The sequence below is a fragment of the Amycolatopsis sp. NBC_00438 genome, from assembly GCF_036026695.1.
Lineage (GTDB): Bacteria > Actinomycetota > Actinomycetes > Mycobacteriales > Pseudonocardiaceae > Amycolatopsis.
On the sequence record NZ_CP107923.1, the window covers coordinates 5066803 to 5092750 of the forward strand.

Sequence of the window (25948 nt, forward strand, 5' to 3'; positions counted from 1 at the left end):
AACCGACGCTGTAGCGTTGAGCGGGTGTCCGGCCGCACCAAGATGATCGTCGCGCTCGCCCTGTTCGCGGCGGCCGCGGTGCTGCTGCCGATCCCGGGTCCGGCCGACCTGCGGGCCTGGGCGGCGGCCACCGGCCCGGCCACGCCGCTCGTCCTGTTCGTCGCGTACTCGCTGCTCACGGTGATCCCGATCCCGCGGACGGTGTTCAACCTCGCCGCCGGCCTGCTGGTCGGCACCGCGGCCGGGATCGCGATCGGCCTGGTCGCCACGACCATCGCGGCCGGCCTGTCGTTCGGGCTGGCCCGCCTGCTCGGCCGGGACCTCGTCACCCGGCACCTGCACCGCACGTCGGTGCGGGCGGTCAACGACCGGCTCTCCGACGGTGGCGTCCTGGCCATCACGTCGCTGCGGCTCATACCCGTAGTGCCGTTCGCGCCCTTCAGTTACCTCTGCGGGGTGTCGTCCGTACGGCTGACCCCGTATCTGGCGGGTACGCTGCTGGGAAGCGTGCCCGGCACCGTCGCGGTGGTCGTGCTCGGGGACGTCCTGACCGGCGACACGCCGCCCGCGCTGCTCGCCTGTTACGGCGTCTTCGCGCTGGCCGGGGCGATCGGGCTGGTCAGGGTGTTCCGGAAACGGGCGCCGGTGGCACCGGTACCCGAACCGGAGCCCGCCGGTCCGGCTGGCTGACGCGAACAGCACCCGGCCGCCCGCTACACTCGATCGGGTGCGCGAAGCGGATACGCGCTGAGCAGGGTCACCACCACCGGGAATTTCGTCAGGAGCAGTCGCCATCGACACCGGTCAGCTGATCGCGGGGCACTACCGCCTCGTCGAGCACATCGGAAGCGGTGCCATGGGAGTCGTGTGGCGCGCGACCGACGTGCGCCTCGAGCGCACCGTGGCGATCAAGCAGATCCTGCCCCAGCCGGGCGTCTCCGAGACCGAGCGCGACAACATGCGCCAGCGCGCGATGCGCGAGGCGAAGAACGCCGCCCGGTTCCAGCACCCGAACGCCATCGTGGTGTTCGACATCGCCGAGCACAACGGCGACCCGTGCCTGGTGATGGAGTACCTCAACGGGCCGAGCCTGTCCACCATCCTCTCCGAGGAGGGCACGCTGCCCCTCGGCCGGATCGCGCGGATCGGCGAGCAGGTGGCGTCGGCGCTGGTCGCCGCGCACCGCGCCGGGATCGTCCACCGCGACGTCAAGCCCGGCAACATCCTCATCGACGAGACCGGCACCGCGAAGATCACCGACTTCGGCATCTCGCGCGCGGCCGGCGACATGACGCTGACGGCGACCGGCCTGATCGGCGGCACGCCCGCGTACCTGGCGCCCGAGCTGGCGCGCGGCGCCGACCCGGTGCCCAGCTCCGACGTCTTCGCCCTCGGCGCGACCCTCTACCAGGCCATCGAGGGCACCACGCCCTACGGCAACACGACCAACCAGCTCGCGCTGCTCTACGCGGCGGCGAACGGCCAGATCAACCCGCCGGTGCAGGCGGGCGGGGCCACCGCGCTGCTGATGAGCCTCCTGCGCAGCGAGCCGGGCGAGCGGCCGTCCATGGCCGAGGCCCGCGAGCGGCTGGCCGCGCTGGCCCGGACCGAACCGGGCGGCATGTCGGCGTCACCGCCGCTGCTCTCGGGTGGCGGGGGCCGCAAGCCCGCCGCGCCCCCCGCGGACAGCGGCGACCGCCCGCCGTGGCAGCGCTCCGAGCAGCAGGCGCCCTCGTCGCCGCCGGCCGGCACGCCGGTGGGCGCGGGCAAGGCGCCGTCGAACCCGCCGCGCCCGACCGCCGCGTTCATGCCGATGCGGTCCCCGGCCGCGCCGCCGAACACCCCGCCCAGACCGGTGCCCGCGGCTTCGGCCCCGTCGGCGAGGGCGCCGCAGTACTCGACGGGCACGGCCAAGCCGGACAACAAGCGCAAGTACGCGATCTTCGCCGGCGCGGGTGCCGCGGTCGTCGTGGTCGCCGTGATCGTCTTCCTGATGGCGAACTCCAGCGGCGGCGGCACGGGCGGCGACCAGACCGCCCAGTCCCCGGGCGCGGCGACCAGCGCCCCCGGTACCGCGCCGAAGAGCAGCAGCAGCGGCGCGCAGAGTGCCACGAACGTCCCCGCGGATCTGGGCAAGACCGCGCCGGAAGGCAAGATCAGCGACTACGGCGCCGCCGGCCGCGCGCTCACCGCGTTCTACGACAGCCCGTCGAGCGGCTGGTCGAAGCTCACCCCGGCCGCGCAGCAGGTGTACGGCAGCGAGCAGGCCTTCACCGACTACTGGGCGAGCAACAAGGCCCCCAGCTACAGCACGGCCCGCGCCGACAGCGGCGGCGCCAACTCCGACGGCTCGATCACGATGAACCTGACGGTCAACGGGGTCCGCGGCGGTTACCGGATCGTCACGGTCGGCGGTCAGATGCTCATCGACGCCGACACCAGGCTCCCCGGCTCGGCCTCCCGCCAGTGAGACTTAACGCGCCGCTGGTGGGCTGAGCGGGTCCGATGGCCTACCGTGGTGGTATGGCCGAGAGCGGAGCTTCGCCGCCGGGCGGGAACCCTCGCTTCCACGAGGACCTGGTCGGGCTGGACCCGTTTGACCCGGAGGCGCGCGCGTTCGCCGAGCACCTCGACCGGATCGAGCGATCCGGTCCGAACTACACCATCGAAGCCGCTCTCGACGGCGTCGCCGACTTCGCCGATTCCAGCAACCGCCTCGGCGGGCTGCGCTACTGGGTGTCGGCCTTGATCGTGGTCCTCATCGTGCTCGGCGTGATAGTCGCCGCATGGGACATCGTGGTGCACGCCCTCGCGTGGCTCGCGGCGTAACGTGGATCGGGTGAAAGGTATGAAACCCGTTGTCGGCGCCACCCCTCGCGTCGTGAAGTCCGAGCAGGAATGGCGGGCGGAGCTGGGCCCGGAGGAGTACGCCGTACTCCGCCAGGCCGGCACCGAACGGCCGTTCACCGGCGAGTACACCGACACCAAGACGACCGGCGTCTACGCATGCCGCGCCTGTGGTGCCGAGTTGTTCCGCAGTGACACGAAGTTCGAGAGCCACTGCGGCTGGCCGTCGTTCTACGACCCGGCGGACTCCGACGCCGTCCTGCTCCGGGAAGACCGGGCCATGGGCATGAAGCGGATCGAGGTGCTCTGCGGCTCCTGCCACAGCCACCTCGGGCACGTCTTCGAAGGCGAGGGGTACGCGACCCCGACCGACCAGCGCTACTGCATCAACTCGATCTCGCTCAAGCTGGTGCCGCAGTCCTGAAATCGCGATCCTGAAATCGCCGTCCTAAATCCTCCTTAAGCCGGCAACCCTCCGCCCTTCCTCGAACGTAGTCTCCGCACACGGACGAGGGAGGGCGGAGTCATGACCGACACGTGGGGCATTCCCGGACCGCTGTTCACGGGCCTCTACCTGGGCCTGCTTCTCATTCCCCTGCTCTACGCCGTGGTGCGCACCAGTGTGCTGGCGCGCGGCCACGCGGGCGGGGCACCGCAGAGCGTCGAAGAGCTGGCCCTGCTGGCGGGCGGGCCCGACCGCGTCGGCGAAGTCGTCGTCGCGGGGCTGCTGGACCAGCAGCTCGTCCGGATGGACGGCACCGGCCGGCTGCACCGCGTCAAGGGCCGGCCGGCGGACGAACTGGGCCGCATCGCGGTCGACCGCGTCGGGAAGACCGGCAGCTCGGTCGACCGGGTGCGCACAGCCGTCTCCCAGCACCGGTCGGTGACCTTGCTGGCGGCCGGGCTGGTCGGCCGCGGCCTGCTCGCCGACACGCGGAAACTGCGGCTGACCTGGACCACCACGTCGATTGCGTATTGGGTGCTGATCGCGCTCGGCATCGCGCGGCTGGTCGCCGGGGCGAGCACCGGCCACGCCGTCGGCTACCTGCTCGGTCTGCTCGTGCTGAACGTGGTCGCGGTGGTCGCGGTCACCGTGCGGGCCGCGAACGCGCCGGAGGCGAAGGCCACCGTCGCCGGGCGGACGGCCGTCGAAGAGGCCCGCCGGGCCGGGACGCTGCTCTCCGGCGCGACCGGCGCCGTCGCGAGCGGCGGCCTCGCCGCCCACCCGGACCAGGACGTCCGCGCGGCCGTCACCCAGGCCGCGCACGCCGCCGCCAAGACGTACGACCGCCGGGCGGCCCGCTCACGCTGGACGAGCGCCGGGGGCGGCGCGGCCGTCGGCTACTACGGCGGCAGCTCCTGCGGCGGGGGCGGCAGTTCGTGCGGCGGCGGTGGGGGTGGCAGCTCCTGCGGCGGCGGTGGCGGCGGGGGCTGCGGCGGTTGAAACGCCGACGCGACCTGCTGCGTCTCACAGCTACGGTAACCGGCATCAACTGAGGGGAGACGGGCGATGGACGACCCGTGGGGCATCTCCGGACCCGATTTCGTGGTCCTGTACATCGCGCTGCTCGGCGCGGTCCTGCTGATCCGGCTCGTCGTGTCCGGCGTCATGGCCAGCCGGGCGATGCGCGCCGACAACGCCCGGCCCGGCCCGACACCGAGCGTCTACCAGCTCGCGTTCCTGGCCGGCGGCCCGGACCGCGCGACCGACGCGGCGATCGCGGCGCTGGTCGAACGCGGTCAGCTGCGCGTCAACAGCTACCGGCAGATCAGCCAGGCCGGCGCCCGGCCGGTCGAGCCGCTGGAGCGGGCGGTCGCCGACGTCGCGCAGCTGAAGACGACCGCGACGATCCGGGCGAAGGTCCGCGGCTCCGCGGCGATGAAGGCCCTGGAGGACGGCCTCGACCAGCGAGGGCTGCTGACGTCCGCCGCGGCACGGCGCCAGGCCCGCACGTTCGGTCTGGTCCTGCAGCTGGCCGTGCTCGCGCTCGGCGTGATCCGGCTGGTCAACGGCATCTCACTGGGCCGGCCGGTCGGTGTCCTGGTGTTCCTGGTGCTGATCGCGGCCGTGCTGACGATCGTGGCCGCGGTCCGGCGCACCAAGGCCGGGATGCGGCAGCCGTCGGCCGCGGGGAACCGCCTGCTGGGCCAGGCGCGCGCGGCGGCGTCCGGGCCGGTGCCGGCCGGGGCCCTCGCGGGTGGTGTGCTGCTCGGCGGCGCGGTCGCCGCGGTCGCCCTCGGCGGCCTGGCGATGTACCCGGACGAGGAACTGAGCGCGGCCCTGATGCCGCCCCCGGGCTCGTTCGGCGGCGGCGGGTCGTCGGGTGGGTCGTCGTGTTCGAGTTCGTCGTCGTGCAGCAGCGGTTCTTCGTGCGGTGGCGGCGGTGGCTGTGGCGGCGGGGGCTGTGGTGGGTGAGCTCGGCATCGGGATCGGCTGGCGGCACGAGCTCGACCTGTCCATCGCCCGGCTCCCGGGTGTGGACTGGGTCGAGGTCGTGGCCGAGAACCTGCACCACGACAACCTCCCGGAGACGCTCGTCGCGCTGCGGAAACGTGGTCTGCCGGTGCTGCCGCACGCCGTCTCGCTCTCGCTCGGCGGGGCCGAGCCGCTCGACACCGGGCGCGTCCAGCACCTCGCGGAGGTCGCGCGGGCGCTGGACGCGCCGCTGGTCAGCGACCACGTCTGCTTCGTGCGCGCGGGCGGCCTCGACTCCGGGCACCTGATGCCGCTGCCCCGCACCCGCGAGGCATTGGACGTGCTGGTCGCGAACGTCCGGCTCGCGCAGTCCATTGTGGACGTCCCGTTCGCGCTGGAGAACATCGCGGCGGTGCTGGAGTGGCCCGGCGGTGAGCTGACCGAACAGCAGTTCCTCACCGAGCTGACCGAGCGGACGGACTGCCGGCTGATCATCGACGTCGCCAACCTGTACGCCAACGCCCGCAACATCGGTACCGACCCGGCGGCGTTCCTCGACGGCATCCCGTGGGAGCGCTTGGCGTACGTGCACATGGCGGGCGGTATCGAGCGCGACGGCGTCTACCACGACACGCACGCGCACCCGGTGCTGCCGGAGGTCCTGGCACTGTTGTCGGAACTCCGCCGCCGGACGGACCCGCCGGGCGTCCTGCTGGAACGCGACGACGACTACCCGAGCGACGCCGAGCTGGCGGCGGAGCTGGCCGCGCTGCGGGCGGCGGTGACGGTGTGAGCCGCGAGGAGCTGGCGCGGCGGCAGGCCGAACTGCTGCACGCCCTCTTGGCCGGCGGCGAGCCCCCGCCGGGTTTCGACCCTTCACGGTTGAAGGTGGAGGCGAACGTGTTGCGCCGCAAGCACGGCAAGGTGCTGGCGTACCAGCGCCCGGAGCTGGCGGAGGCGCTGGGTGAGCGGTACGGGCCGTTGTTCGCGGAGTTCGCGGCGGGCCGTCCGAAGAAGGCCACGGAGCATTCGCACGCTTACGCGGACGAGTTCGTCACGTGGCTGATCGAGGCGGGCCACCTGCCGAAACCCAAGCGGGGCTTGGTTTCCCGCCTCCGGCGCCGCTGAGCCCGAGCGTCTCGATGCGGCGTTGGGTGCATCCCACGCACCCAATGGCGTTCGGTGCGTCCCACGCACCCAATGTGGCGTTCGGTGCGTCTGACGCACCCAATGGCGTTCGGTGCGTCTGACGCACCCAATGTGGCGTTCGGTGCGTCCACCGCACCCAACGCCACTTTGGGGCGCTGGGGTCCGAACCCGGTTGTCCACAGCTCGGCCGTGATGTGGACAACCCGGCCCGGACCAGGCTTTTTGTCGGACCACGCCGGTAAACTGGTTGCGGGGGCATCCCCCGGGGAGGGCGGGCTCTGCCGTCAGGTCAAGGGGTCCAGGTCGGTTTGTCGACACCCGGCAGGCGGGTTCCGAAGTCCCAGTGGGGTTCCGCGCCCGGCAGGCCGCCCGCCATGCGGACCCGGGTCAGCCGGCCGTAACCGCTGTCCGTTTCCTCCAGCAGGTCGGTGAAGTCGGTGTCCGCCGCGGCAGGGTCCTTGCGTCCCAGGGAATCCAGCCAGCGGCCGGTGCCCGCCAGCGACAACCGGACGCGCCAGGTGCCACCGTCGGTGACCTGGCGGCGCACCGCCGTCATGATCGCCGCCGCGGCCAGCCAGCCCGTTCCGTGATCCAGCGCCTGGACCGGGAGCGGCGACGGCTCTTCCGCACCCCACGCGATGCCGTTCGACATCTGGACCAGGCTGTCGAAGCCGCGCCGGCGGGCCCACGGGCCTTCCCAGCCGTACGCGCTCAGGTCGGCGATCACCAAGCCCGGCCGCAGCTCGGCCAGCTCCGCCGCGCCGAACCCGATGCGCTCGAGGGCGCCCGGGCGGAACGACTGCACGAGCACATCGGCCCGGCTGATCAGCTTCTTGAGCCGCGCGCGGCCGCCCTCGGTGTCCAGGGCGACGAACGCGGATTTCTTGCCCTGCCCGGTGTCCCGCACGAGCGTCTCGACGCGCGGCAGGTGCGCGGCCCCGACGTGCAGGACGTCCGCGCCGTGCGCGGCGAGCACCCGCCCGGCCACCGGGCCGGCCAGCACGTGCGTCAGCTCCAGCACCCGGACGCCGCCCAGCGGACGGTCCGAGTAGAACAACGTCCGCTTCGGCGCTTCGCCGATCGGCGCCAGGTCCACCAGCGGCAGCGAAGCCACCGCTTCGCCCTGCGGGTGCGCGGCCCAGTCTTCGGGCGAGCGCAGCTCCGCGGCCGCTCCCCCGGCGCTGACGACGGCGTGTTCGACCTCGCGCGCGATGCGGCCGGCGACCGTCTTCGTCACGACGTCCCGGCTGCCGGGGACGCCGAGTCCCCAGCACACCGCGGCTTCGTGGCGCGGGTAGTTGCAGTGCAGGCGCACCCAGCCGTCGGTCGTGCGGTAGTTGCCCGACAGCGGCGCCCACACGGACTCCGGCTCGGCGCCTTCGACGCGCGAGAACGCTTCGCTTGCGAACGCCGCCGCCGCGTGGCGGGTGTCCGCCGTGACGACGCCGGGGTCGATCTCGCGCAGCTTCAGCAGTTCGCCGGCGGCCAGGGTCGCGGCGGCGACGGACGCCGTCGCGGCCGCCGCCACCCGGTACGGGCCGGGCAGCACGTCTTCGGCGCCGGTCAGCTCGACCGGTCCCGGCGTCTCCCCGGTGAGGGTGTGCCAGACGCCGTCCAGGATCTCGGTCACTAGGGCAGCGCCGCGACGAGCTCGGCGGGCGGCACGCGGGTGCCGGTGTAGAACGGGATCTCTTCGCGCACGTGCAGCCGCGCCTCGGTGCCGCGCAGGTGGCGCATGAGGTCGACGATCCGGTGCAGCTCGTCGGCCTCGAAGGCGAGGATCCACTCGTAGTCGCCCAGCGCGAACGACGCGACGGTGTTGGCGCGCACGTCCGGGTAGTCGCGGGCTTCCTTGCCGTGGTCGGCGAGCATCTTGCGGCGCTCGTTCTCCGGCAGCAGGTACCACTCGTAGGAGCGGACGAACGGGTAGACGCAGATGAACTTGCGGGCCTCTTCCCCGGCCAGGAACGCCGGGATGTGGCTCTTGTTGAACTCGGCGGGCCGGTGCAGCGCGGTCTGGCTCCAGACCGGCGTCGACGCGCGCCCGAGCGGCGTCCGGCGGAACCCGGCGTAGGCGGCCTGGACCTGCTCGATCTCCTCGGCGTGCCACCAGATCATGTAGTCGGCGTCGGCCCGCAGGGCGGAGAGGTCGTACACCCCGCGGACGACGACGCCCTTGGCCTCGAGCCCGTCGAGGTACTCCGTGGTCTCGCGACCGGCGGTCCCGCGGTCCTCACCCAGCCTGCCGGGCTCGATCCGGAAGACCGACCAGGTGGTGTACCGGATGGTGTCGTTGAGCTCGTTGAAGTTGACCCGCGCCATACGTCCATCCTGTCACCGAGGCTCACCGACCGCCCTCACGGGTCGGGGTGAGAGCACTCACGCGGAAAGGTGCGCCGCCACCCGGTGTGCAGCCGCTTCGGCGGTCGCCACGCAGGCCGGCAAGCCGACGCCGTGCAGCGTCGCGCCCGCGACGGCCAGCCCCGGCACCTCGGCGATCGCCTTCTCGATGCGCTCGACCCGCTCCAGGTGCCCGGTGCCGTACTGCGGCAGGCCGCCGCCCCAGCGCGTCACCAGTGTTTCGACCGGCTCGGCCGTGATACCCGTCAGCCGCGCGAGGTCGTCGCGGACCACGCGGACCAGCTCGACGTCGTCCGCCTTCAGCGCGCCCAAGTCGCCGAAGCGGCCGACCGAGCCGCGGACCAGGACCGGGCCCGCGCCGAAGTGTGCCCACTTGCGCGAAGAGAAGGTGAAGGCCTTCGCCGCGTACGGCACGCCCGCCGCGTCACGCTCGCCCTGGCCGATCAGGATCCCCGACGCCGGGGGCAGCTCCGTGCCGGGCGGCAGCGCCAGCGCGACCACCGCCATCGACGCCAGCTCGACCTCGCCGAACGCCGCCGACGCCGCGGGCACCAGGTCCGCGAGCAGGCGGCGGGCCGACGGCGCGGGCACCGCGAGCACCACCGCGTCGGCGTCGACCGTGTTCTCCGCGGGCGCGTGCGCGGTCGGCGCCGCGCCGATCCGCAGCCGCCAGCGGCCGGCGCCGTGGCGTTCGATGTCGCAGACCGGGAGCCCGGCGCGCAGGTCGGCGCCGGACAACTCGGTCAGCCGGTCGATCACCGTGCCCAGACCGCCGGGGACCGTCCCGAACACCGGCGCCGAGCTGGGTGACGCCGGCAGCTGGGACGCGGCCGCCGCGGTCAGCGAACCCGCCCCGGCGGCCACCGCCGCGGCCAGGCCCGGCATGGTCGCGCGCAGGCCGAGACCGTCGGCCCCGCCCGCGTAGACGCCGCCGAGCAGCGGGTCGACCAGGCGGTCCACCAGCTCGTCGCCGAACCGTTCGCGCAGCAGCGGCCCCAGCGGCACGTCCCCGCCCGGGAGCCGCAGCTCCGGCAGCGACGTCTCGGCTTCGACCGCGCGGCGCCCCGCGTCCGACAGCACGCCGGCCACCGACTCCGCCGACGCCGGGACGCCCATCACGGTGCCCGGCGGGAGCCCGGTCACGGCCCCGCCGGCGTGGATCTTCGCGCGGGCGCCGGTCGGGTGGACGACGTCGAGGCCCAGCTCGCGGACCAGCCCGAGCATCTCGGGCCGGCGGGCGAGGAACGCCTCGGCGCCGACGTCGTAGGGCACCCCGGCGAGCTCCGCCGTGCGCAGCTTGCCGCCCGGGGTCCGGGTCTTCTCGAACACGACGATCTCGACATCGGCGCCGAGCAGCCGCCGCAGGCGGTACGCCGCGGTCAGCCCGGAGACGCCGGCCCCGACGACGGCGACCCGCTTCACAGCTCGTGCACCAGCCCGACCACGCGGGTCAGGACGTCCGGGTCGACGCCCGGGAGCACGCCGTGGCCCAGGTTGAAGATGTGGCCGTCGGCGGCTCGCCCTTCTTCGACGATGCGGCGCACTTCGGCCTCGAGCACCGGCCAGGACGCGTACAGCAGCGCCGGGTCCAGGTTGCCCTGCACCACCGCGTGCCCGCCGAGCCGGCGGACCGCCTCGTCGAGCGGGATCCGCCAGTCGACGCCGACGACGTCCGCGCCCGCGTCGCGCATCGCGGGCAGCAGCTCGCCGGTGCCGACGCCGAAGTGGATCCGGGGGACGCCGTAGCCGGCGACGCCGTCGAGGACCTTCGCCGAGTGCGGCAGCACGAACTCGCGGTAGTCCCGCTCGGACAGGGCGCCCGCCCAGGAGTCGAACAGCTGGATCGCGTCGACGCCGGCGTCGAGCTGCGCGCGCAGGAAGGTCAGCGCGATGTCGGCCAGCCGCCCGGCCAGCTCGTGCCACACCGCCGGCTCGGAGTGCATGAGCGCCTTGGTGTGCTCGTGGTTGCGGCTCGGGCCGCCCTCGATGAGGTAGCTGGCGAGGGTGAACGGCGCGCCGGCGAAGCCGATCAGCGGCGTCTCGCCGAGCCGGCCGACCAGCAGCCGGATGCCGTCGGCGACCCGCTCGACCTGGTCCGGCGTCAGTTCCGGCAGGGCCTTCACGGCGGCGAGGTCGCGCACCGGCGTCCCGACCACCGGGCCGGTGCCCGGGACGATGTCGAGGTCGACCCCGGCGGCCTTGAGCGGCACCACGATGTCGCTGTACAGGACGGCCGCGTCGACGCCGTGCCGCCGGACCGGCTGCAGCGTGATCTCGGCGAGCATCTCGGGGTCGAAGCAGGAGTCGAGCATCGCCACGCCCTCGCGCAGGGCGCGGTACTCGGGCAGCGATCGCCCGGCCTGGCGCATGAACCAGACGGGCGGGTGCGCCGGGCGTTCGCCGCGCGCGGCGGCCAGGAACGGGGCTTCGGGCAGCTCGCGGCGGGCGGACGCGGGGGTCCGCTGCGGCAGAGGCGTGGTGGGAGACATCGTCTTCAATCGTGCCACGAGCCCGGTGGGGCTCTTCTCTCGGCGCGCCTCCGCCCGCAACAGGGCGTGCCCGCCCTAAAGTCGATGCGTGACCGCGACGACTCCAGTGCCCGAGCTCTTCCGCGAAGCCGTCGCGGCGCTGCAGTCCGTCCGGCCCCGCCGAGAGGTGCAGCTGGAGCCGATGCGGGCGCCGCAGCGGCTCGCACCTTTCTCCTACGCGGTGAGCTGTGAGGTCGCCGGTCCCGCCGACGTGCTGGCTTCGGGCCGGCTGGTCCTGCTGCACGACCCGGACGGGCAGGAAGGCTGGGACGGGGTCCTGCGCCTCGTCATGTACGTGCGCGCGGAGCTGGACCGCGAGCTGGCGATCGACCCGTTCCTGCCGGAGGTCGGCTGGTCGTGGCTGACCGACGCGCTCGAAGTCTCCGGCGCGAGCTGGAAGGCGCTGGGCGGCACGGTCACCGAGACGTCGTCGGCCCGCTTCGGCGCCATCTCCGGGTCGGCCCGCACCGACGACCTCGAGGTCCGGGCGTCCTGGACGCCCACCGACGGCGCGCTGCTGCCGCACGGGCAGGCGTTCTGCCAGGTGATGGCGAGCGTGGTCGGCCTGCCGCCGGTCGGCGTGACGCTCTTCGGGCAGCGGCAGAACTCCTGAGCCCCGCCGGACACGGCCGTCCGGGCGATAGTCACCGGCAGGGCGGCGACGGCCGGCCTCGTACCGGGGTCCCGCGGCCCGCGCCTTGTCCGAATGTGAGCAAAATTCGCATCCGCCGAACCGTGTCCAACCCGGGGCCGTCCCACGGACGGCCCATGGACGGCCCACGGACGACCGCCGAGCGGGCCGTCGCGCGCCGTGAATGGTCCGGACAACACCGGACCCCGGCGGACCGCCCGGGCTGTTCCCGAGGCCATTTCACGTCTCGCGCGGGTGCCCCCGTTAGTGAGCCGACGCCGTCACGCAGCGCTACAAGATCAACTGGGGCTCGCAGTCGCCGTCCGGCGCCGGGAGCACGCCGCGCGCGATACACACAGTGACCACGGCCGGCTTCCGAAGCACTCCTGAAGCCGTTTCACGAAGTTGATCATGCCCCGGCCGAGACCGGTTTCCGGGGCACTCGGCCCCCTGCGGAGCCCCCGGTCGGCGGACGCACCGGAAGGTGCACGGCCCATCTGCACGGCCATTTGGGCGCCGGTAACTTCTTTGCATCGTGTTCGCTGGGCTATCCGTTAGCAACCGGCCGTGTACTAGCCCGATCGTGTTACCACGAACCCCCTGAGTGACTGTTCGTTTGAGATAGATACCCATTCGATCCCCCCGCAGCGGCCTCAGGGCGGCTACAGTGCCTTCGACGACACCACTTTCGGTCTAAAGCTGGCGCGGCTGAACGGCCGAAGGTCCCGGTGCCGGTCGGGGGGCACGACCGACTCCAGGGAGGTAGTGACGTGGCTACCGTCGGCATTTCTCAGGCCGTCCGATCCACGCCAGCCGGTGCATTGCCGGCGAGCATGGTTCCGCACCCGCGGGAAGAGCTTTTTTCCGTGTTGGTGGTCGATGACCACCCGCTGTTGAGGGAGGCAATCGCAGCAAGACTCGCACAGATGGGTGCGGGTACCGTTCACGAAGCCGCCACGGTGGCCGAAGCGAGGGCGCGAGCACAGGCCACTGGGCCTTGTGACCTGGCGATCCTCGATCTCGGACTGCCGGACGGCAGCGGCATCGAACTGGTTACGGAACTCCGTAGCCACGGGTGGCCGCGCGTGGTGGTCCTCGCATCCTCGGACGACCCGTACGCGGTCCGCTCGGCCTTCCAGGCCGGGGCCCAGGCGTACCTGCTGAAGTCCGCGTCGCCGGTCGTAGTGACCGATGGCGTGCGGCGTGTACTCGAAGGCGGCGTTTACGCCGACCCGAGCGTGGCTCCGGTGCTCGCCACCGGGACCCGCGTCGCCGGCACCGACAACACCCCGCGCGAGCTTTCCGCTCGTGAGGTGGAGGTGCTCCAGCTGGTCGCCGACGGGCAGTCCAACAAGGAGATCGGCGAGGAACTTTCCCTCTCCGCTCTCACCGTCAAGTCCCACCTGTCTCGGATCGGGCGCAAGCTCGGCACGGGCGACCGGGCTCAGATGGTTGCGCTGGCCATGCGAGCCGGCGTCATCCGCTGACGGATAGACGAACCTCCCCACGGGGCGGGCGCACCAGGCGCGGTACGCCCGTCCCGTAGGGTCGTCAACCATGGAAAGCGCAGAAGCCGAGGACGCCGGGATGGAGATCGAGTCCGCAGGCGGACCCGTGCTGCTACGCGAACCCGCCGAGGGCACGCCCCCGGTGGTCACCGACCGGGCCGCACTGCTCGAAGCCTGTGAGCGGCTCGCCGCGGGCACCGGCGCGGTCGCCGTCGACACCGAACGCGCGTCCGGCTATCGGTACTGGCCCAAGGCCTACCTCGTCCAGCTGCGACGCGAGGGTTCCGGCACGGTCCTGATCGACCCGACCGAGCTCGACGACCTCACGCCGCTGAAGAACGTCCTCAACTCCCTGGAGTGGGTGCTGCACGCCGCCTCCCAGGACCTCCCCTGTCTCGCCGAGCTGGACCTGCACCCGGCGGCGCTGTTCGACACCGAACTGGCCGGCCGGCTGGCGGGCTACGAGCGCGTCGCGCTCGGGACGCTCGTCGAGCTGCTGCTCGGCTACACCCTCGAAAAGGGGCACAGCGCGGCCGACTGGTCGAAGCGGCCCCTGCCGGTCGACTGGCTGAACTACGCCGCCCTCGACGTCGAGCTGCTCATCCAGCTGCGCGAAAAGCTGGAAGCGGAGCTGGGCGCCCAGGGCAAGCTGGAGTGGGCGCAGCAGGAGTTCGAAGCCGTCCGCACCGCGCCGCCGCCCGCCCCGCGGGCCGAGCCGTGGCGCCGGACGTCCGGGGTGCACAAGATCCGCAACCCGCGGGGTCTCGCCGTGGTGCGCGAGCTGTGGCAGGCGCGCGACGAGCTGGCCCGCAAGCGCGACCGCGCGCCGAGCCGGATCCTCCCGGACAGCGCGATCATCAACGCCGTCACGGCCGACCCGAAGACCGTCGAAGAGCTGCAGGCGCTGCCGGTGTTCAGTGGCCGCGTGCAGCGCAAGTACACCGCGAGCTGGCTGCGGCACCTGCAGGCGGCCAAGGCGCTGCCGGCGAGCGAACTGCCTTCGCCGTCGCAGCCCACGGACGGCCCGCCCCCGGTGAACCGCTGGGCGGACAAGGACCCGGACGCGGCGGCAAGGCTGGCGGCGGCCCGCGCGGCCCTGTCGGCGATCGCGGAGGACCGCCGGCTGCCGGTGGAGAACCTGCTGCTGCCGGACCTGGTCCGCCGCACGTGCTGGCGTCCCCCGGCCCAGCTGGACGAGGACACGGTGGCCGACGTCCTGCGCGCGGGCGGAGCACGCCCCTGGCAGGTCGAGCTGACGGCGTCGGCGCTGAGCAAGGCCCTGCACGCCGCCGCGGCGACCTGACGCCGGTTCAGCCCATCGCTTCGCGGGCCGTGGCGAGGGCGTCGGCCATCTTCAGCGTCTCCAGGTGGCCGGGGCCCAGCACCAGCTCGAAGCCTTCGACCGCGTACTCGTACGCGGTCACGGCGTCGGCCCACTCGCCGCGGCGGAAGTGCACCCGGGCCACGACGCTTTGGGCCCGCAGCAACGCCGGATGGCCTGGCGGGAACGGCGCCGCCGCCAGGACCGCCCGCGCGTAGTGGTCGGCGTCGGCGAGGCGATCCGTCTCGGCCAGCACCCGGCTCAGCAGCAGCCGGGACTCCCACGTGGACCAGTCCTCGGGGCCGGGGAAGACCAGGCGCGTCCGCAGCACGGATTCCGCCAGCAACGCGGCTTCGGCGAACTCGCCGTTCAGGAACAAGGCGTAGGCCAGTTCGGTACGCACCTTCACCGGGTCGCCGGGATCTTCGGGCTGCTCGCGCAGGGCCTCGATCCACGGACCCGGCGCGCCCAGCTCGGCCTGGATCTCGCGGCGGACGGCCTGCACCTGCTCGTGCAGCGCGGGCCCGGTTTCGCGCAGTGTCTGTTCGGCCTCGTCGAACCGGCCCAGATCCGCCTGCGCACCGGCGATCCACACCCGGGATTCCGGGTGCCGGTCGAGCAGGGCCCGGCAGGCGTCGATCGCCGCCGCGTACCGGCCCGCGCGGTGCAGCGTGGCCGCCACCGCGAGGCGGCACTCGCGGACCACTTCGTGTTCCTGGCCCAGGACGTAGACGTACGTCCCCTCCAGCCAGGAGAACAACGCCAGCGCTTCATCGACCCGACCGGACTCCGCGCAGCGCAAGGCGATGCCGTACCAGGACGCCAGCGTGCTCCGGTGCCGCGCGCCGAACACCCGGCCCTGGTCCGCGACCAGTTCGCGCAGCCACACCTCGGTGGCCGGATCGCGGAGGTCGAGCAGCCGTTCCCCGATGTCCTGCCGCAACTCCAGCGCCTCGATGCTGTCACGCTTGCGCTTGCGGTCCAGTTTCGCGGTCAGCCACGTGATTTCACCGCGAAGCCGCTGGACGTCCACTAGTCGGTCGATGTCGCCAGGAGGGCGTGACCCCGCGCCCGCAGTTCTTCGGTCGGCTCCGGCAGCCCGGCCAGCCGGACGACGCCGTCGGCGCCTTCGCGGGTGTGGGCCTCGACGTCCAGTTCCGGGTCGTCGCGGCGGATCACCGCGATGCTCTCCACCAGGCCGAAAACGAGGTCCGTGCGGACGGCCGCCGGGACCACCCCCGCCGCCGCGAGCAGGTCGCCGTAGGCCGCCTTCAGTTCCGCGCGCTCGGCGCGGAACCGGGCCAGGTTGGCCGAACCGACCTCGGGCAGCAGGTACAGCGCGCCCAGGTTGTGCCGGGCGCCGCCGAGCAGGCCGATGTCCGCGTAGGCCAGGGCCCACAACCGGACGGCCACCGGCGCGTCCCCCGCGACCAGCCGCGCGGCCAGGACCAGCGACGGCCGGACGGTGCCGGCCAGCAGCGCGGCGAGAATGTCTTCCTTCGCCGGGAAGTGGTAGTAGAGCGACGCTTGGCGCAGCCCGGCGCGTTCGGCGATCGCGCGGGTCGTCGTCGCCGCGTAGCCGGCTCCGGTGAACAGTTCCCCCGCCGCGTCGAGCACGGCCTGCCGCGCGTCCGGGCGGCTCGCCGCGGCACCGTTCGCCCTGGGTCTGCCGACCCCCGCCCCTTTGACCACGGTGCCGATCCTGCCAGGTCCCCCTCCCGCTCCCGCGCACCGAGGTGGCGTTACCTCCGGGTGTCGCCGTTGACGGGTGGTCGCCGGATCGGTTAACCGAGCGGCAACACCGCGGAGATCATCACGTCGTGCCGCCGCCTTAATTTCTGTCATGCGATCGAAACCGCGGCGGTTCGAACCACGACCCTGGGAGCGTCCATGACCGACGATCTGGCCGGCTTCGGCTACCGCCAGGAGCTCCGGCGCTCCCTCGGCGGCTTCTCCGCCTTCGCGGCGGGCTTCTCGTTCGTCTCGATCCTGACGACCGTCTTCCAGCTCTTCGGTTTCGGCTTCACCTTCGGCGGCCCGCGGTTCTTTTGGACGTGGCCGGTCGTGCTCGCCGGCCAGCTGCTCGTCGCGCTGGTGTTCGCCGAACTCGCCGCCCGCTTCCCACTGGCCGGATCCGTGTACCAGTGGGCGAAACAGCTGACGCGCGGCTTCCTCGGCTGGCTCGCCGGCCGGATGATGCTGCTCGGCTGCGTCGTCGCCCTCGCGGCCGCCGCGATCGCGCTGCAGGTGGTACTGCCCTCGGTCTGGGACGGCTTCCAGGTCGTCGGCGGCGATCCCGCGGTGACGTCGCCGACCGGCGCGGCCAACGCCGTCCTGCTCGGCACCCTGCTGCTCCTGTTCACCACCGCCGTCAACGTCGGCGGCGTACGGCTGATGGCCCGGATCAACGACGTCGGCGTGGCGGCCGAACTGCTCGGCGTCGTGGTGCTGGTGACCGGGCTCGGCCTGTTCGCCGTCCGCGGCCCGCAGGTCGTGCTGCACGACGCCGCCGGCAGCGCGCCCGGGATCAGCGGCGTGCTCGCGTCGGCGCTCATGGCGGCGTACGTCCTCTACGGCTTCGACACCGCGGCGTCCGTCGCCGAGGAGACGAAGGACGCGCGAAGAGCGGCTCCGCGGGCGGTCCTGCGCGCCGTGCTCGTCTCCGGCGTCGGCGGGCTGGCCGTGGTGCTCACCGCGCTGATGGCCGCGCCGAGCCTCACCGACGGGCAGCTCGCCGGCCACGGCCTGCCGTACGTGATCACCGCCGTCTTCGGCGACACCCTCGGCCGGATCTTCCTGGCCGACGTCGCGATCGCCGTCGTCGTCTGCACCCTGACCATCCAGACCGGTACGGTCCGGCTGATCTACGCGATGGCCCGCGACGGCGCGCTCCCCGGCTCGGCGCGGCTGGCCGGGGTGAGCGCCCGGACCGGGGCGCCGGTCGCGCCCGCGCTGCTGTCCGGCGCGCTCGCGATCGGGCTGCTGCTGCTCAACGTCGGCAACCCGGCGCTGTTCAGCACGATCACCGGGACGTCGGTCGTGGTCGTCTACCTGGCGTACCTGCTGGTCACCGGGCCGCTGCTGGTCCACCGGCTGCGCGGGCGCTTCCCCGCCGAGCCCGGCCGGTTCTCCCTCGGCCGCTGGGGTGTCCTGGTGAACGGGGCGGCCGTCGCCTACGGCACGACGATGGTCGTGAACATCGCCTGGCCACGTGCGGAGATCTACGACGTCGCCGGTTCGGGCGCATCCTGGATGCTCTTGTTCCCGCTAGAGTTCGTCGGCGGCGCGCTGGTGATCGGCGCGCTCTGCTGGCTGCGGCTACGCCCCGCCCCCGCCCTCGAACCGGCCACCTGAGAGGACGTCCGATGAGCACGACCGCGACCACCTACGGCGCGCGTGACCACGCCCGCGCCCAAGCGGGCACTGTCGTCGACACGATGCCGTCGATCCCGGCGAGCACGTGGTCCTCCCCGCCACCGGGGGTCGCGCCCGAGGCGCTGACCTGGGCCGAGACGATCGCCGGTGGCGGATACACGCACAAGGTGCTGGCCCGCGGCACCCGGCTGCGGCTCACCGACGTCGAGGGTGACGCGTGCGCGCACCTGCTGCTGTTCAACGCCGATCAGCCCTGGGAGCGGCTGAACGTCGCCGACACGGTGAAGGTGCAGTGGAACGCCTACCTCGGCGGGTCCGTGGCGCTACTGTCGGACCAGGCCCGGGTGCTCGCGACGATCGTCGAAGACTCCAGCGGCCGCCACGACGCGCTGTGCGGGACGTCCACTGTGGACGGCAACACCGAGCACTACGGCGACGGCGCCCCGCAGGGCCTCTCCCCCGCCGGGATCCCGCTGTTCACCTTGGCCGCGGCGAAGAACGGGCTCGGCCCGCGCGACCTGCCGCCGAGCCTGTCGTTCTTCCAGGGCGTGCGCGTGGGTGCCGCGGGAGAGCTGGAGTTCACCGGCTCCGCGGGCGCCGGGAAGTCCGTGGACCTGCGGATCGAGATCCCGTCGATCGTGCTGCTCGCGAACGTGCCGCACCCGGTCGACCCGCGGCCGGGCTACACGGCGACCAGGCTCGAAGTTCTCGCCTGGCGGAACCATCCGTCCACTCCGGACAGACCCGAATGGACGCACACACCCGAGGCGCGGCGCGCCTTCGAGAACACCGCCGACTACCTGACCGCGAGGGGGATCGCGTGAGCACCGCGTACGAGTCCCAGCTGGAGCTCACCTTCGACGTCCCCGCGCGGGCGCCGTTCTCCCTCGTGCTGCGCCCGGGCCAGGAGCTGTCGATCATCGACCTCGGTGGCAACCAGGCCGTCGACTTCCTCTGCTACGACGCGAACGACACAGCGAAACGCTACAGCGCGGCGGCGACGATCGCCGCGCAGCGCAACATCTTCCTGACCACGGGCAGTGTGCTGCGCACCCAGGAAGGCGCGCCGCTGCTGACCGTCGTCGCCGACACCTGCGGGCGGCACGACACGCTCGGCGGCGCGTGCAGCAAGGAGTCCAACAGCCTGCGTTACGGCCAGCACACGCGATTCCAGCACGCGTGCGTCGAAAACTTCCTCTACGAGGGCGCGAAGTGGGGTCTCGGCAAGCGCGACCTCGTCAGCAACGTCAACTGGTACATGAACGTGCCGGTCGAGGCGGACGGCACCCTCGGCATCGTCGACGGGATCTCCGCGCCGGGCCTGGAGGTCCGGCTGCGCGCCGAGACCGACGTCCTGGTCCTGGTGTCGAACTGCCCGCAGATCAACAACCCGTGCAACGGGTTCGACCCGACACCGGTCCGGCTGGTCGTGACGGCTCCCGGAGGCGAAGCGTGAGACTGCTCGTCGCCAACCGCGGCGAGATCGCCGTCCGGATCCTGCGCAGCGCCAAGGAACTGGGCCTCGAGACCGTGGCGGTGTACTCCGACGCCGACCGCCTGGCCCCGCACGTCCGGCTCGCCGACCGGGCCGTCCGGCTCGGCCCGGCACCCGCGGCGGAGAGCTACCTGCGGGCCGACGCGATCATCGCGGCCGCGATCGAAACCAGCTGTGACACCGTCCACCCGGGCTACGGCTTCCTGTCCGAGGACGCGGCGTTCGCGCGGGCCTGCGAAGACGCCGAGCTCGCGTTCGCCGGCCCGTCCCCCGAGCACCTGGAGGTGTTCGGCAGCAAGCACACCGCGCGTGCGGCGGCGATCGCGGCGGGTGTCCCGCTGCTGCCCGGCACCGGGCTGCTGTCCGATGTGGACGAAGCGGTGGCCCGCGCGGCGGAAATCGGGTACCCGGTGATGCTCAAGGCCACCGGGGGCGGCGGCGGGATCGGGATGCGCGCGTGCGCCACGCCCGAGGAGCTGCGGTCCGCCTGGGACGGCGTGCGCGGCATCGCGGCCAAGAGTTTCGCCAGTTCCGGGGTGTTCCTGGAACGGCTGGTGCGCCACGCGCGGCACGTCGAGGTCCAGGTGTTCGGCGACGGCTTCGGCGAGGTCCTCGCGCTCGGCACGCGTGACTGCTCCCTGCAGCGCCGCAACCAGAAGGTCGTCGAGGAATGCCCGGCGCCGGACCTGCCCGACGCCGTCCGCCGGCACCTCGTCGACTCGGCGATCGCGCTGTGCTCGTCGGTGCGGTACCGCTCGGCGGGCACGGTCGAGTACGTCTACGACCCCGAGCGCGGCGAGGCGGCGTTCCTCGAGGTCAACACGCGCTTGCAGGTCGAGCACCCGGTCACCGAGGCGGTGTACGGCGTCGACCTGGTCGCCTGGATGCTGCGGCTCGCCCAGGGCGACCGCGCGATGTTCCGGGCCGTGCCGATCGCGCGCGGGCACGCCGTCGAGGCGCGGGTGTACGCCGAGGACCCGAGCGCCGGCCACCGCCCGAGCGCGGGCCTCGTCACGCGGTTCACGCGGCCCGCCGGCGCCCGGGTGGACACCTGGGTCGAACCGGGCACAACCGTCACCACGCACTACGACCCGTTGCTGGCCAAGGTGATCTGCACCGGCACCGACCGCGCGGACGCCCTGGCGAACCTGCGGACGGCCCTTTCCGCGACGCGCGTCGACGGCGTCCGGACCAACCTCGGGCAGCTGCGGGCCGCGGCCGCCGACCCGGCGTTCGGTGCCGCGGCCCATGACACGTCCACTTTGGACTTCGTCGAGGACACTGAGCCGAGGATCGACGTCGTGCGCGGTGGGACCATGACGACCGTCCAGGACTGGCCGGGCCGCACCGGATACTGGCACGTCGGGGTGCCGCCGAGCGGGCCGATGGACGACCGTTCGCTGCGGCTGGGCAACCTCGCGCTGGGCAACCCCGAAGGCGCGCCCGGCCTGGAGTGCACGGTGGACGGCGTCACTCTGCGCTTCTCCCACACCACCGACGTGTGCGTCACCGGCGCGCCGGCTTCGGTCTTCGTCGACGGTGCCGAAGTTCCCCTGTGGACACCCGTCGAGGTGCCCGCGGGCGCGACCCTCGACGTCCGGGCGTGCACGGCGGGGCTGCGCAGCTACGTGCTGATACGCGGCGGCATCGACGTGCCGGAGTTCCTCGGCAGCGCGGCGACGTTCACCCTGGGCCGCTTCGGCGGGCACGGCGGCCGCGCGCTGGCCGCGGGCGACGTCCTGGCACCCGGGCCGGTACCCGCGGACCCGGTCGTCGGCCCGGTGACCGACCGCCCGGAGTTCGCGTCGCACTGGACGATCGGCGCGCTCGAAGGACCGCACGCGGCCCCGGAGTTCTTCACCCCCGAAGACGTCGACACGTTCTACGCCACCGATTGGCAGGTCCACTTCAACTCGGCGCGCACCGGCGTCCGGCTCGTCGGACCGCGGCCGAAGTGGGCGCGCGCGGACGGCGGCGAGGCGGGCCTGCACCCGTCGAACATCCACGACACGCCGTACGCGATCGGGGCCGTCGACTACACCGGTGACCTGCCGATCCTGCTCGGCCCGGACGGCCCCAGCCTCGGCGGGTTCGTCTGCCCGGCGACGGTCGCCACCGGCGAACGCTGGAAGCTCGGGCAGCTGCGTCCCGGCGACACCGTGCGGTTCATCCCGGTCGACGCCGACCACGCGGCGGTCCTGCGCACACGGCCCGCGTCGGCGGTGACGCCCAGCCGCGCGGCCCGGGACGACGGCGGCGTCCTCACGCGACTGTCCTCTTCGGACGACGAGCCGTCCGTGACCTACCGGCGCAGCGGCGACGACAACCTGCTGATCGAGTACGGCGAGATGCACCTCGACCTGGCGCTGCGGATGCGGGTCCACGCGCTCGCCGAACGGCTCGCGGCCGAGGGCGTCCCGGGGATCGTCGACCTGACGCCGGGCATCCGGTCGCTGCAGGTGCACGTCGACCCGGACGCGCTGCCGGTCGGCAAGGCGCTCGGGCTGGTGCGGGAGCTGGAACGCGACCTGCCGCCGACGGCGGATCTCGTGGTACCGAGCCGCAGCGTCCGGCTCCCGCTGTCGTGGGACGACCCGGCGACGCGCGAGGCGATCGAGCGGTACATGACGGGCGTGCGCGACGACGCGCCGTGGTGCCCGTGGAACATCGAGTTCATCCGGCGCGTCAACGGACTGTCCAGTGTGGACGACGTCTACCGCACGGTGTTCGACGCGGAGTACCTGGTGCTCGGGCTCGGCGACGTCTACCTGGGCGCGCCGGTCGCGACGCCGCTCGACCCGCGCCACCGCCTGGTCACGACCAAGTACAACCCGGCGCGGACGTGGACGGCGGAGAACTCGGTCGGCATCGGCGGCGCGTACCTCTGCATCTACGGGATGGAGGGACCGGGCGGGTACCAGTTCGTCGGGCGGACCGTGCCGGTGTGGAACAGCTGGCGTGGTGCGGAACAGCCGTGGCTGCTGCGGTTCTTCGACCGGATCTCCTGGTACCCCGTGTCCGCCGACGAGCTGCTGGACCTGCGGGCGCGCTCGTCGGCCGGCCAGCTGGAGCTCGACGTCACCGACGGCTCGTTCGTCCTGGCGGACTACCAGAAGTTCCTTTCCGACAACGCTTCCGGCATCGCCGATTTCCGGGCGACGCAGGCGGCGGCGTTCGAGGCCGAGCGGCAGGCGTGGGCGGCGGCGGGCGAGTTCGACCCGAAACCGGAACCGGTGACACGCCCACCAGCGCGCGTCGAGGCCCCTCCGGGCGGCCACGTCGTCGAGGCACCGTTCGCGGCGACCGTGTGGCGGGTGGACGTCACAGTGGGCCAGCGCGTCGAGGACGCCCAGTCGCTGGTGGCCCTGGAGGCGATGAAGACGGAGGCGCGGATCCCGGCGCCGTCCGGTGGGAAGGTGGTCGAGGTGCTCGTGTCCCCCGGTGACCAGGTGGCGCCCGGCACGCCGCTGGTGGTGCTCGGATGAGCGTGCTGGAACGCGTGCGCGCGGCATACCGGCGCATCGAGCAGGTCGACCGGCCGGAGATCTGGATCGACCTGCGACCGGAAGCCGACGTCCTGGCCGAGGCGGCCGGTCTGGAGGAACGCGGACTGCCGCTCTACGGGAAGTTGGTGGCGGTAAAGGGCAACATCGACGTCGCCGGCCTGCCGACGACGGCGGGCTGCCCGGCGTACGCGTACCAGCCGGACGCGGACGCCCCCGTCGTCGCCCGGCTACGAGCGGCCGGGGCACTGGTGCTCGGCACGACGAACCTGGACCAGTTCGCCACGGGGCTGGTCGGCACGCGCAGCCCGTACGGCGCGGTCCGCAACGCCGTCGACCCGGCGTACGTCTCGGGCGGATCCAGTTCCGGCTCCGCGGTCGCGGTCGCCCTGGGGATCGTCGACCTGGCCTTGGGCACCGACACGGCCGGTTCGGGACGGGTGCCGGCGGCGTTCAACGGAATCGTCGGGCTCAAGCCGACGCCGGGCCTGCTGTCCACGGAAGGTGTCGTGCCGGCGTGCCGCAGCATCGACTGCGTCTCGATCTTCGCCCGGACGGTCGAGGAGGCGGCGTTCGCACTGACCTGCCTGGCGGAACCCGCCGAAGTCCACACCGGACGCTTCCGCATCGGCGTCCCCGCGGACCTAGGCCCGCTCGCGCCCGGCTGGGCGGAGGCGTTCGCCGCGGCAGTCGAGGACTACGCGGCGGCAGGCGCCGAGGTGACCACTGTGGACATCTCGGCGTTTCTTTCAGCAGCCGGACTCCTCTACGGCGGCGCGTTCGTGGCCGAACGCTACGCGGCGGTAGGCGAATTCCTGGACGCGCACCCGGACGACTGCGACCCGGTGGTCCACGGCATCATCACCGGAGCCCGCGACATCCGCGCGCACCACCTGTTCGCCGACCAGGAAACCTTGGCCGGCCTGCGATCCGAGGCCCTGGCCGTGGTAGCCGGCGTCGACGCGATCCTCCTCCCGACGACCACCGAGCACCCCACTATCGCCGAAGTCGCCGCGGACCCGGTCGCGGTCAACGCGCGCCTCGGCCGATTCACCAACTCCACCAACCTGTTCGGGCTGTCGGCGTTGGCGGTCCCAGCCGGGACGGTGTCCGGACGCCCGTTCGGCGTCATGCTGGTCGGCGCTGCCCACAACGACCTGAAGCTGGCCGCACTGGCGTCCCTACCGGGCCCCCGAGTGCCCCTGGTCGTCGTCGGCGCTCATCTTCGAGGTCAGCCTTTGAACCACGAACTGACCTCCCGTGGCGGCCGTTTCGTCTCCGAGGTCTCCACCTCTCCTGCTTACCGGTTGTACGCGTTGGACACCGTTCCACCCAAGCCCGGTCTAGTGCGGGTCGCGTCCGAGGGCGTTTCGGTGGCCGCGGAGGTGTGGACCCTTCCCTTGCGGGGCTTCGGCGAGTTCGTCTCGCGAATCCCATCCCCGTTGACCATCGGCAAGGTCGAGCTGGCGGACGGCCGCGAGGTGCCCGGCTTCTTGTGCGAACCATCGGCAACGGAGAGCGCAAAAGACATCTCACACACCGGCGGCTGGCTCGGCTACCTGCAGAGCTGAGCCCATCGCCGGATTCGAGGTGGGCTGCGTGCCGGGCTCTTTTCGACTGCGTGCCAGACTTGATCGGCTCCATGCCGATCTCTCGTCCGACTCTGCGGCGAACTCCCCGCCCGACCCTCAACCGAACCGTCGTCCGACTCTGCACCAGACTCCCGCCCGGCGCTCAACCGAGCCGTCGTTCAACTCTGCCACGAACTCCCCGCCCGACGCTCAACCGAGCCGCCATCCGACTCCGCACCCGACTCCCACCCAGTCCTCAACCGAGGTCCCACTCAGCCTTCTGCCGAGCCTCATCCATCTCCGTGCTGGGCTGCCAGTTCACCCCTGTCCCGAACCCTCGTCCGACTCTTACCGGGCCCTCGTCCAGCCCGGTGCCGGACTCCAGTTCGACTCCGCGCCGACCTCTCGTCCAGCCCTGACGGAGCCCTCGCCCTGCCCTGTGCCAGAACCCCGTTCGACTCCGCGCCGACCTCTTGTCCAGCCCTTACCGAGCCCTCGCCCAACCATGTGCCAGAACCCCGCTCGACTCCACGCCGACCCCTCGTCCAGCACCCGCCGAGCCGTCGCCCGGCACCGTGCCGCACTCCGTTCGACTCCAAGTTGACTCTCGTCCGCCCCCTTACTGAGCCCTCGCCCTGGCACTTGCCGGACTTCCATTCAACTCCGCGCTGGGCTCTTGTCCGACCCCTACCGAGCCCTCACCCAACTCCCTACCGGACCGCCGCTCAACTCCACAATCGAACTCTCGCCCGCCGCATACCGACATCCCGTCCCGCACTGGATTCCCGTTCGACTCCGCGCTGAACTCTCGCCCGCCTGCACCAGATTCCCGCCGACTCTCTACCAATCTCTCGCCCAACTCTCTACTGACCGGCGCCCAACTCCTCAGTTGAAGTCTCGCCCGAATCATGCCCAGCCCGTCCGCCACTGCACCGAATCCCGCGCAGCTCAGCCCGAAACTCCCGCCCAGCCTCTGTCGAACTCTCACCCGGCTCAACCCTGAACCCCGCCCGCTCCTCTACCCAACTCGCGTTGCGGCTCACCGTGGCGGACCGCACCGACGATCGCAAAGACAGGTCGACCTTGGAAGGGCCGAATCCCTCGCCCTACCCATGACTACCGTGCCCAGGTTTCAAGATGCGGCTTCGCCGCCCGCGTAGGAAATCGCCGCCTCCCGTGGTGCCGTCCTGAGATGCTCGGCAGGCGGCGATTCCCCACGCACCGACCTCTCCGCTCCCGTTTT

22 protein-coding genes are annotated in these 25948 nt (G+C 72.5%); 16 read left to right on the top strand and 6 right to left on the bottom strand.

The window, feature by feature from the left end:
- The first annotated feature begins 24 nt into the window (after positions 1–24).
- The 8 genes from OG494_RS22225 (at position 25) to OG494_RS22260 (ending at position 6391) form a co-directional block, all read left to right on the top strand.
- Complete coding sequence (locus OG494_RS22225) at positions 25–690, top strand: TVP38/TMEM64 family protein (RefSeq protein ID WP_328458655.1); 666 nt, start codon at positions 25–27, stop codon at positions 688–690.
- Between the two features lie 118 nt (positions 691–808).
- Complete coding sequence (locus OG494_RS22230) at positions 809–2470, top strand: serine/threonine-protein kinase (RefSeq protein WP_328458994.1); 1662 nt, start codon at positions 809–811, stop codon at positions 2468–2470.
- 53 nt (positions 2471–2523) lie between these two features.
- Positions 2524–2829 (top strand): hypothetical protein, encoded by a 306-nt coding sequence (locus OG494_RS22235; protein ID WP_328458657.1) that lies wholly within the window; start codon positions 2524–2526, stop codon positions 2827–2829.
- A 19-nt stretch (positions 2830–2848) separates the two neighbouring features.
- The gene (gene msrB / locus OG494_RS22240; RefSeq protein WP_328458659.1) at positions 2849–3271 is read left to right on the top strand and encodes a peptide-methionine (R)-S-oxide reductase MsrB; all 423 of its coding nucleotides are present in this window, start codon (positions 2849–2851) and stop codon (positions 3269–3271) included.
- Positions 3272–3373: 102 nt separating this feature from the next.
- On the top strand, positions 3374–4291 hold the full coding sequence (locus OG494_RS22245) for a TIGR04222 domain-containing membrane protein (protein WP_328458661.1): 918 nt from the start codon (positions 3374–3376) through the stop codon (positions 4289–4291).
- A gap of 66 nt (positions 4292–4357) precedes the next feature.
- Positions 4358–5263 (top strand): TIGR04222 domain-containing membrane protein, encoded by a 906-nt coding sequence (locus tag OG494_RS22250; protein ID WP_328458663.1) that lies wholly within the window; start codon positions 4358–4360, stop codon positions 5261–5263.
- Complete coding sequence (locus OG494_RS22255; protein WP_328458995.1) at positions 5256–6056, top strand: DUF692 domain-containing protein; 801 nt, start codon at positions 5256–5258, stop codon at positions 6054–6056. The genes OG494_RS22250 and OG494_RS22255 overlap by 8 nt, the downstream gene beginning before the upstream one ends.
- Complete coding sequence (locus OG494_RS22260) at positions 6053–6391, top strand: hypothetical protein (RefSeq protein WP_328458665.1); 339 nt, start codon at positions 6053–6055, stop codon at positions 6389–6391. The genes OG494_RS22255 and OG494_RS22260 overlap by 4 nt, the downstream gene beginning before the upstream one ends.
- 310 nt (positions 6392–6701) lie before the next feature.
- Here OG494_RS22260 and OG494_RS22265 read toward each other — a convergent pair whose 3' ends face one another.
- Genes OG494_RS22265 through hemE form a run of 4 tightly spaced genes read right to left on the bottom strand, consistent with a single transcriptional unit; the run spans position 6702 to position 11262 of the window.
- Positions 6702–8033 carry a CoA transferase gene (locus OG494_RS22265; RefSeq protein ID WP_442874490.1) on the bottom strand — a complete coding sequence of 444 codons (1332 nt, stop codon included), beginning with the start codon at positions 8031–8033 and terminating at the stop codon, positions 6702–6704.
- An 8-nt stretch (positions 8034–8041) separates the two neighbouring features.
- Positions 8042–8734 carry a hydrogen peroxide-dependent heme synthase gene (hemQ, locus tag OG494_RS22270; protein ID WP_328458669.1) on the bottom strand — a complete coding sequence of 231 codons (693 nt, stop codon included), beginning with the start codon at positions 8732–8734 and terminating at the stop codon, positions 8042–8044.
- A 57-nt stretch (positions 8735–8791) separates the two neighbouring features.
- Positions 8792–10195: a protoporphyrinogen oxidase gene (gene hemG, locus OG494_RS22275; protein ID WP_328458671.1), complete on the bottom strand. Its 1404-nt coding sequence runs from the start codon at positions 10193–10195 to the stop codon at positions 8792–8794.
- Positions 10192–11262: a uroporphyrinogen decarboxylase gene (hemE, locus tag OG494_RS22280; protein ID WP_328458673.1), complete on the bottom strand. Its 1071-nt coding sequence runs from the start codon at positions 11260–11262 to the stop codon at positions 10192–10194. Before hemE ends, hemG begins: the two co-directional genes overlap by 4 nt.
- 88 nt (positions 11263–11350) lie before the next feature.
- Here hemE and OG494_RS22285 point away from each other — a divergent pair, with 88 nt between their 5' ends.
- The 3 genes from OG494_RS22285 (at position 11351) to OG494_RS22295 (ending at position 14743) form a co-directional block, all read left to right on the top strand.
- A complete protein-coding gene (locus OG494_RS22285) occupies positions 11351–11914 on the top strand; it encodes a DUF3000 domain-containing protein (protein WP_328458675.1) in 564 nt (187 codons plus the stop codon).
- A gap of 788 nt (positions 11915–12702) precedes the next feature.
- The gene (locus OG494_RS22290) at positions 12703–13419 is read left to right on the top strand and encodes a response regulator (RefSeq protein ID WP_033261886.1); all 717 of its coding nucleotides are present in this window, start codon (positions 12703–12705) and stop codon (positions 13417–13419) included.
- Positions 13420–13519: 100 nt separating this feature from the next.
- Positions 13520–14743, top strand: coding sequence for an HRDC domain-containing protein (locus OG494_RS22295; RefSeq protein ID WP_442874491.1), 1224 nt, complete (start codon positions 13520–13522; stop codon positions 14741–14743).
- 7 nt (positions 14744–14750) lie between these two features.
- Here OG494_RS22295 and OG494_RS22300 read toward each other — a convergent pair whose 3' ends face one another.
- Together OG494_RS22300 and OG494_RS22305 are read right to left on the bottom strand one after the other, a co-directional pair.
- Complete coding sequence (locus OG494_RS22300) at positions 14751–15794, bottom strand: tetratricopeptide repeat protein (RefSeq protein ID WP_328458681.1); 1044 nt, start codon at positions 15792–15794, stop codon at positions 14751–14753.
- Positions 15794–16453, bottom strand: coding sequence for a TetR/AcrR family transcriptional regulator (locus OG494_RS22305; RefSeq protein WP_328458683.1), 660 nt, complete (start codon positions 16451–16453; stop codon positions 15794–15796). Before OG494_RS22305 ends, OG494_RS22300 begins: the two co-directional genes overlap by 1 nt.
- Before the next feature lie 198 nt (positions 16454–16651).
- On the opposite strand from OG494_RS22305, the gene OG494_RS22310 reads away from it, so the two are divergent.
- From OG494_RS22310 to OG494_RS22330, 5 genes are read left to right on the top strand one after another with little or no spacing between them, the layout of a single operon-like run.
- On the top strand, positions 16652–18115 hold the full coding sequence (locus OG494_RS22310) for an amino acid permease (protein ID WP_328458685.1): 1464 nt from the start codon (positions 16652–16654) through the stop codon (positions 18113–18115).
- Between the two features lie 11 nt (positions 18116–18126).
- Positions 18127–18960: an urea amidolyase associated protein UAAP1 gene (locus OG494_RS22315; RefSeq protein WP_328458687.1), complete on the top strand. Its 834-nt coding sequence runs from the start codon at positions 18127–18129 to the stop codon at positions 18958–18960.
- Positions 18957–19592, top strand: coding sequence for an urea amidolyase associated protein UAAP2 (locus OG494_RS22320; RefSeq protein ID WP_328458689.1), 636 nt, complete (start codon positions 18957–18959; stop codon positions 19590–19592). Before OG494_RS22315 ends, OG494_RS22320 begins: the two co-directional genes overlap by 4 nt.
- A complete protein-coding gene (uca, locus tag OG494_RS22325) occupies positions 19589–23116 on the top strand; it encodes an urea carboxylase (RefSeq protein ID WP_328458691.1) in 3528 nt (1175 codons plus the stop codon). The genes OG494_RS22320 and uca overlap by 4 nt, the downstream gene beginning before the upstream one ends.
- The gene (locus OG494_RS22330; protein WP_328458693.1) at positions 23113–24705 is read left to right on the top strand and encodes an allophanate hydrolase; all 1593 of its coding nucleotides are present in this window, start codon (positions 23113–23115) and stop codon (positions 24703–24705) included. Before uca ends, OG494_RS22330 begins: the two co-directional genes overlap by 4 nt.
- Positions 24706–25948 lie beyond the last annotated feature (1243 nt).

Excerpts from the sequence above, each read along its gene's own strand:
- hemQ (WP_328458669.1), bottom strand. The coding sequence starts at position 8,734 with ATGGCGCGGGTCAACTTCAACGAGCTCAACGACACCATCCGGTACACC.
- msrB (WP_328458659.1), top strand. The coding sequence starts at position 2,849 with ATGAAACCCGTTGTCGGCGCCACCCCTCGCGTCGTGAAGTCCGAGCAG.
- OG494_RS22235 (WP_328458657.1), top strand. The coding sequence starts at position 2,524 with ATGGCCGAGAGCGGAGCTTCGCCGCCGGGCGGGAACCCTCGCTTCCAC.
- OG494_RS22310 (WP_328458685.1), top strand. The coding sequence starts at position 16,652 with ATGACCGACGATCTGGCCGGCTTCGGCTACCGCCAGGAGCTCCGGCGC.
- OG494_RS22330 (WP_328458693.1), top strand. The coding sequence starts at position 23,113 with ATGAGCGTGCTGGAACGCGTGCGCGCGGCATACCGGCGCATCGAGCAG.
- OG494_RS22245 (WP_328458661.1), top strand. The coding sequence starts at position 3,374 with ATGACCGACACGTGGGGCATTCCCGGACCGCTGTTCACGGGCCTCTAC.
- OG494_RS22250 (WP_328458663.1), top strand. The coding sequence starts at position 4,358 with ATGGACGACCCGTGGGGCATCTCCGGACCCGATTTCGTGGTCCTGTAC.
- hemE (WP_328458673.1), bottom strand. The coding sequence starts at position 11,262 with ATGTCTCCCACCACGCCTCTGCCGCAGCGGACCCCCGCGTCCGCCCGC.
- OG494_RS22315 (WP_328458687.1), top strand. The coding sequence starts at position 18,127 with ATGAGCACGACCGCGACCACCTACGGCGCGCGTGACCACGCCCGCGCC.
- OG494_RS22295 (WP_442874491.1), top strand. The coding sequence starts at position 13,520 with ATGGAGATCGAGTCCGCAGGCGGACCCGTGCTGCTACGCGAACCCGCC.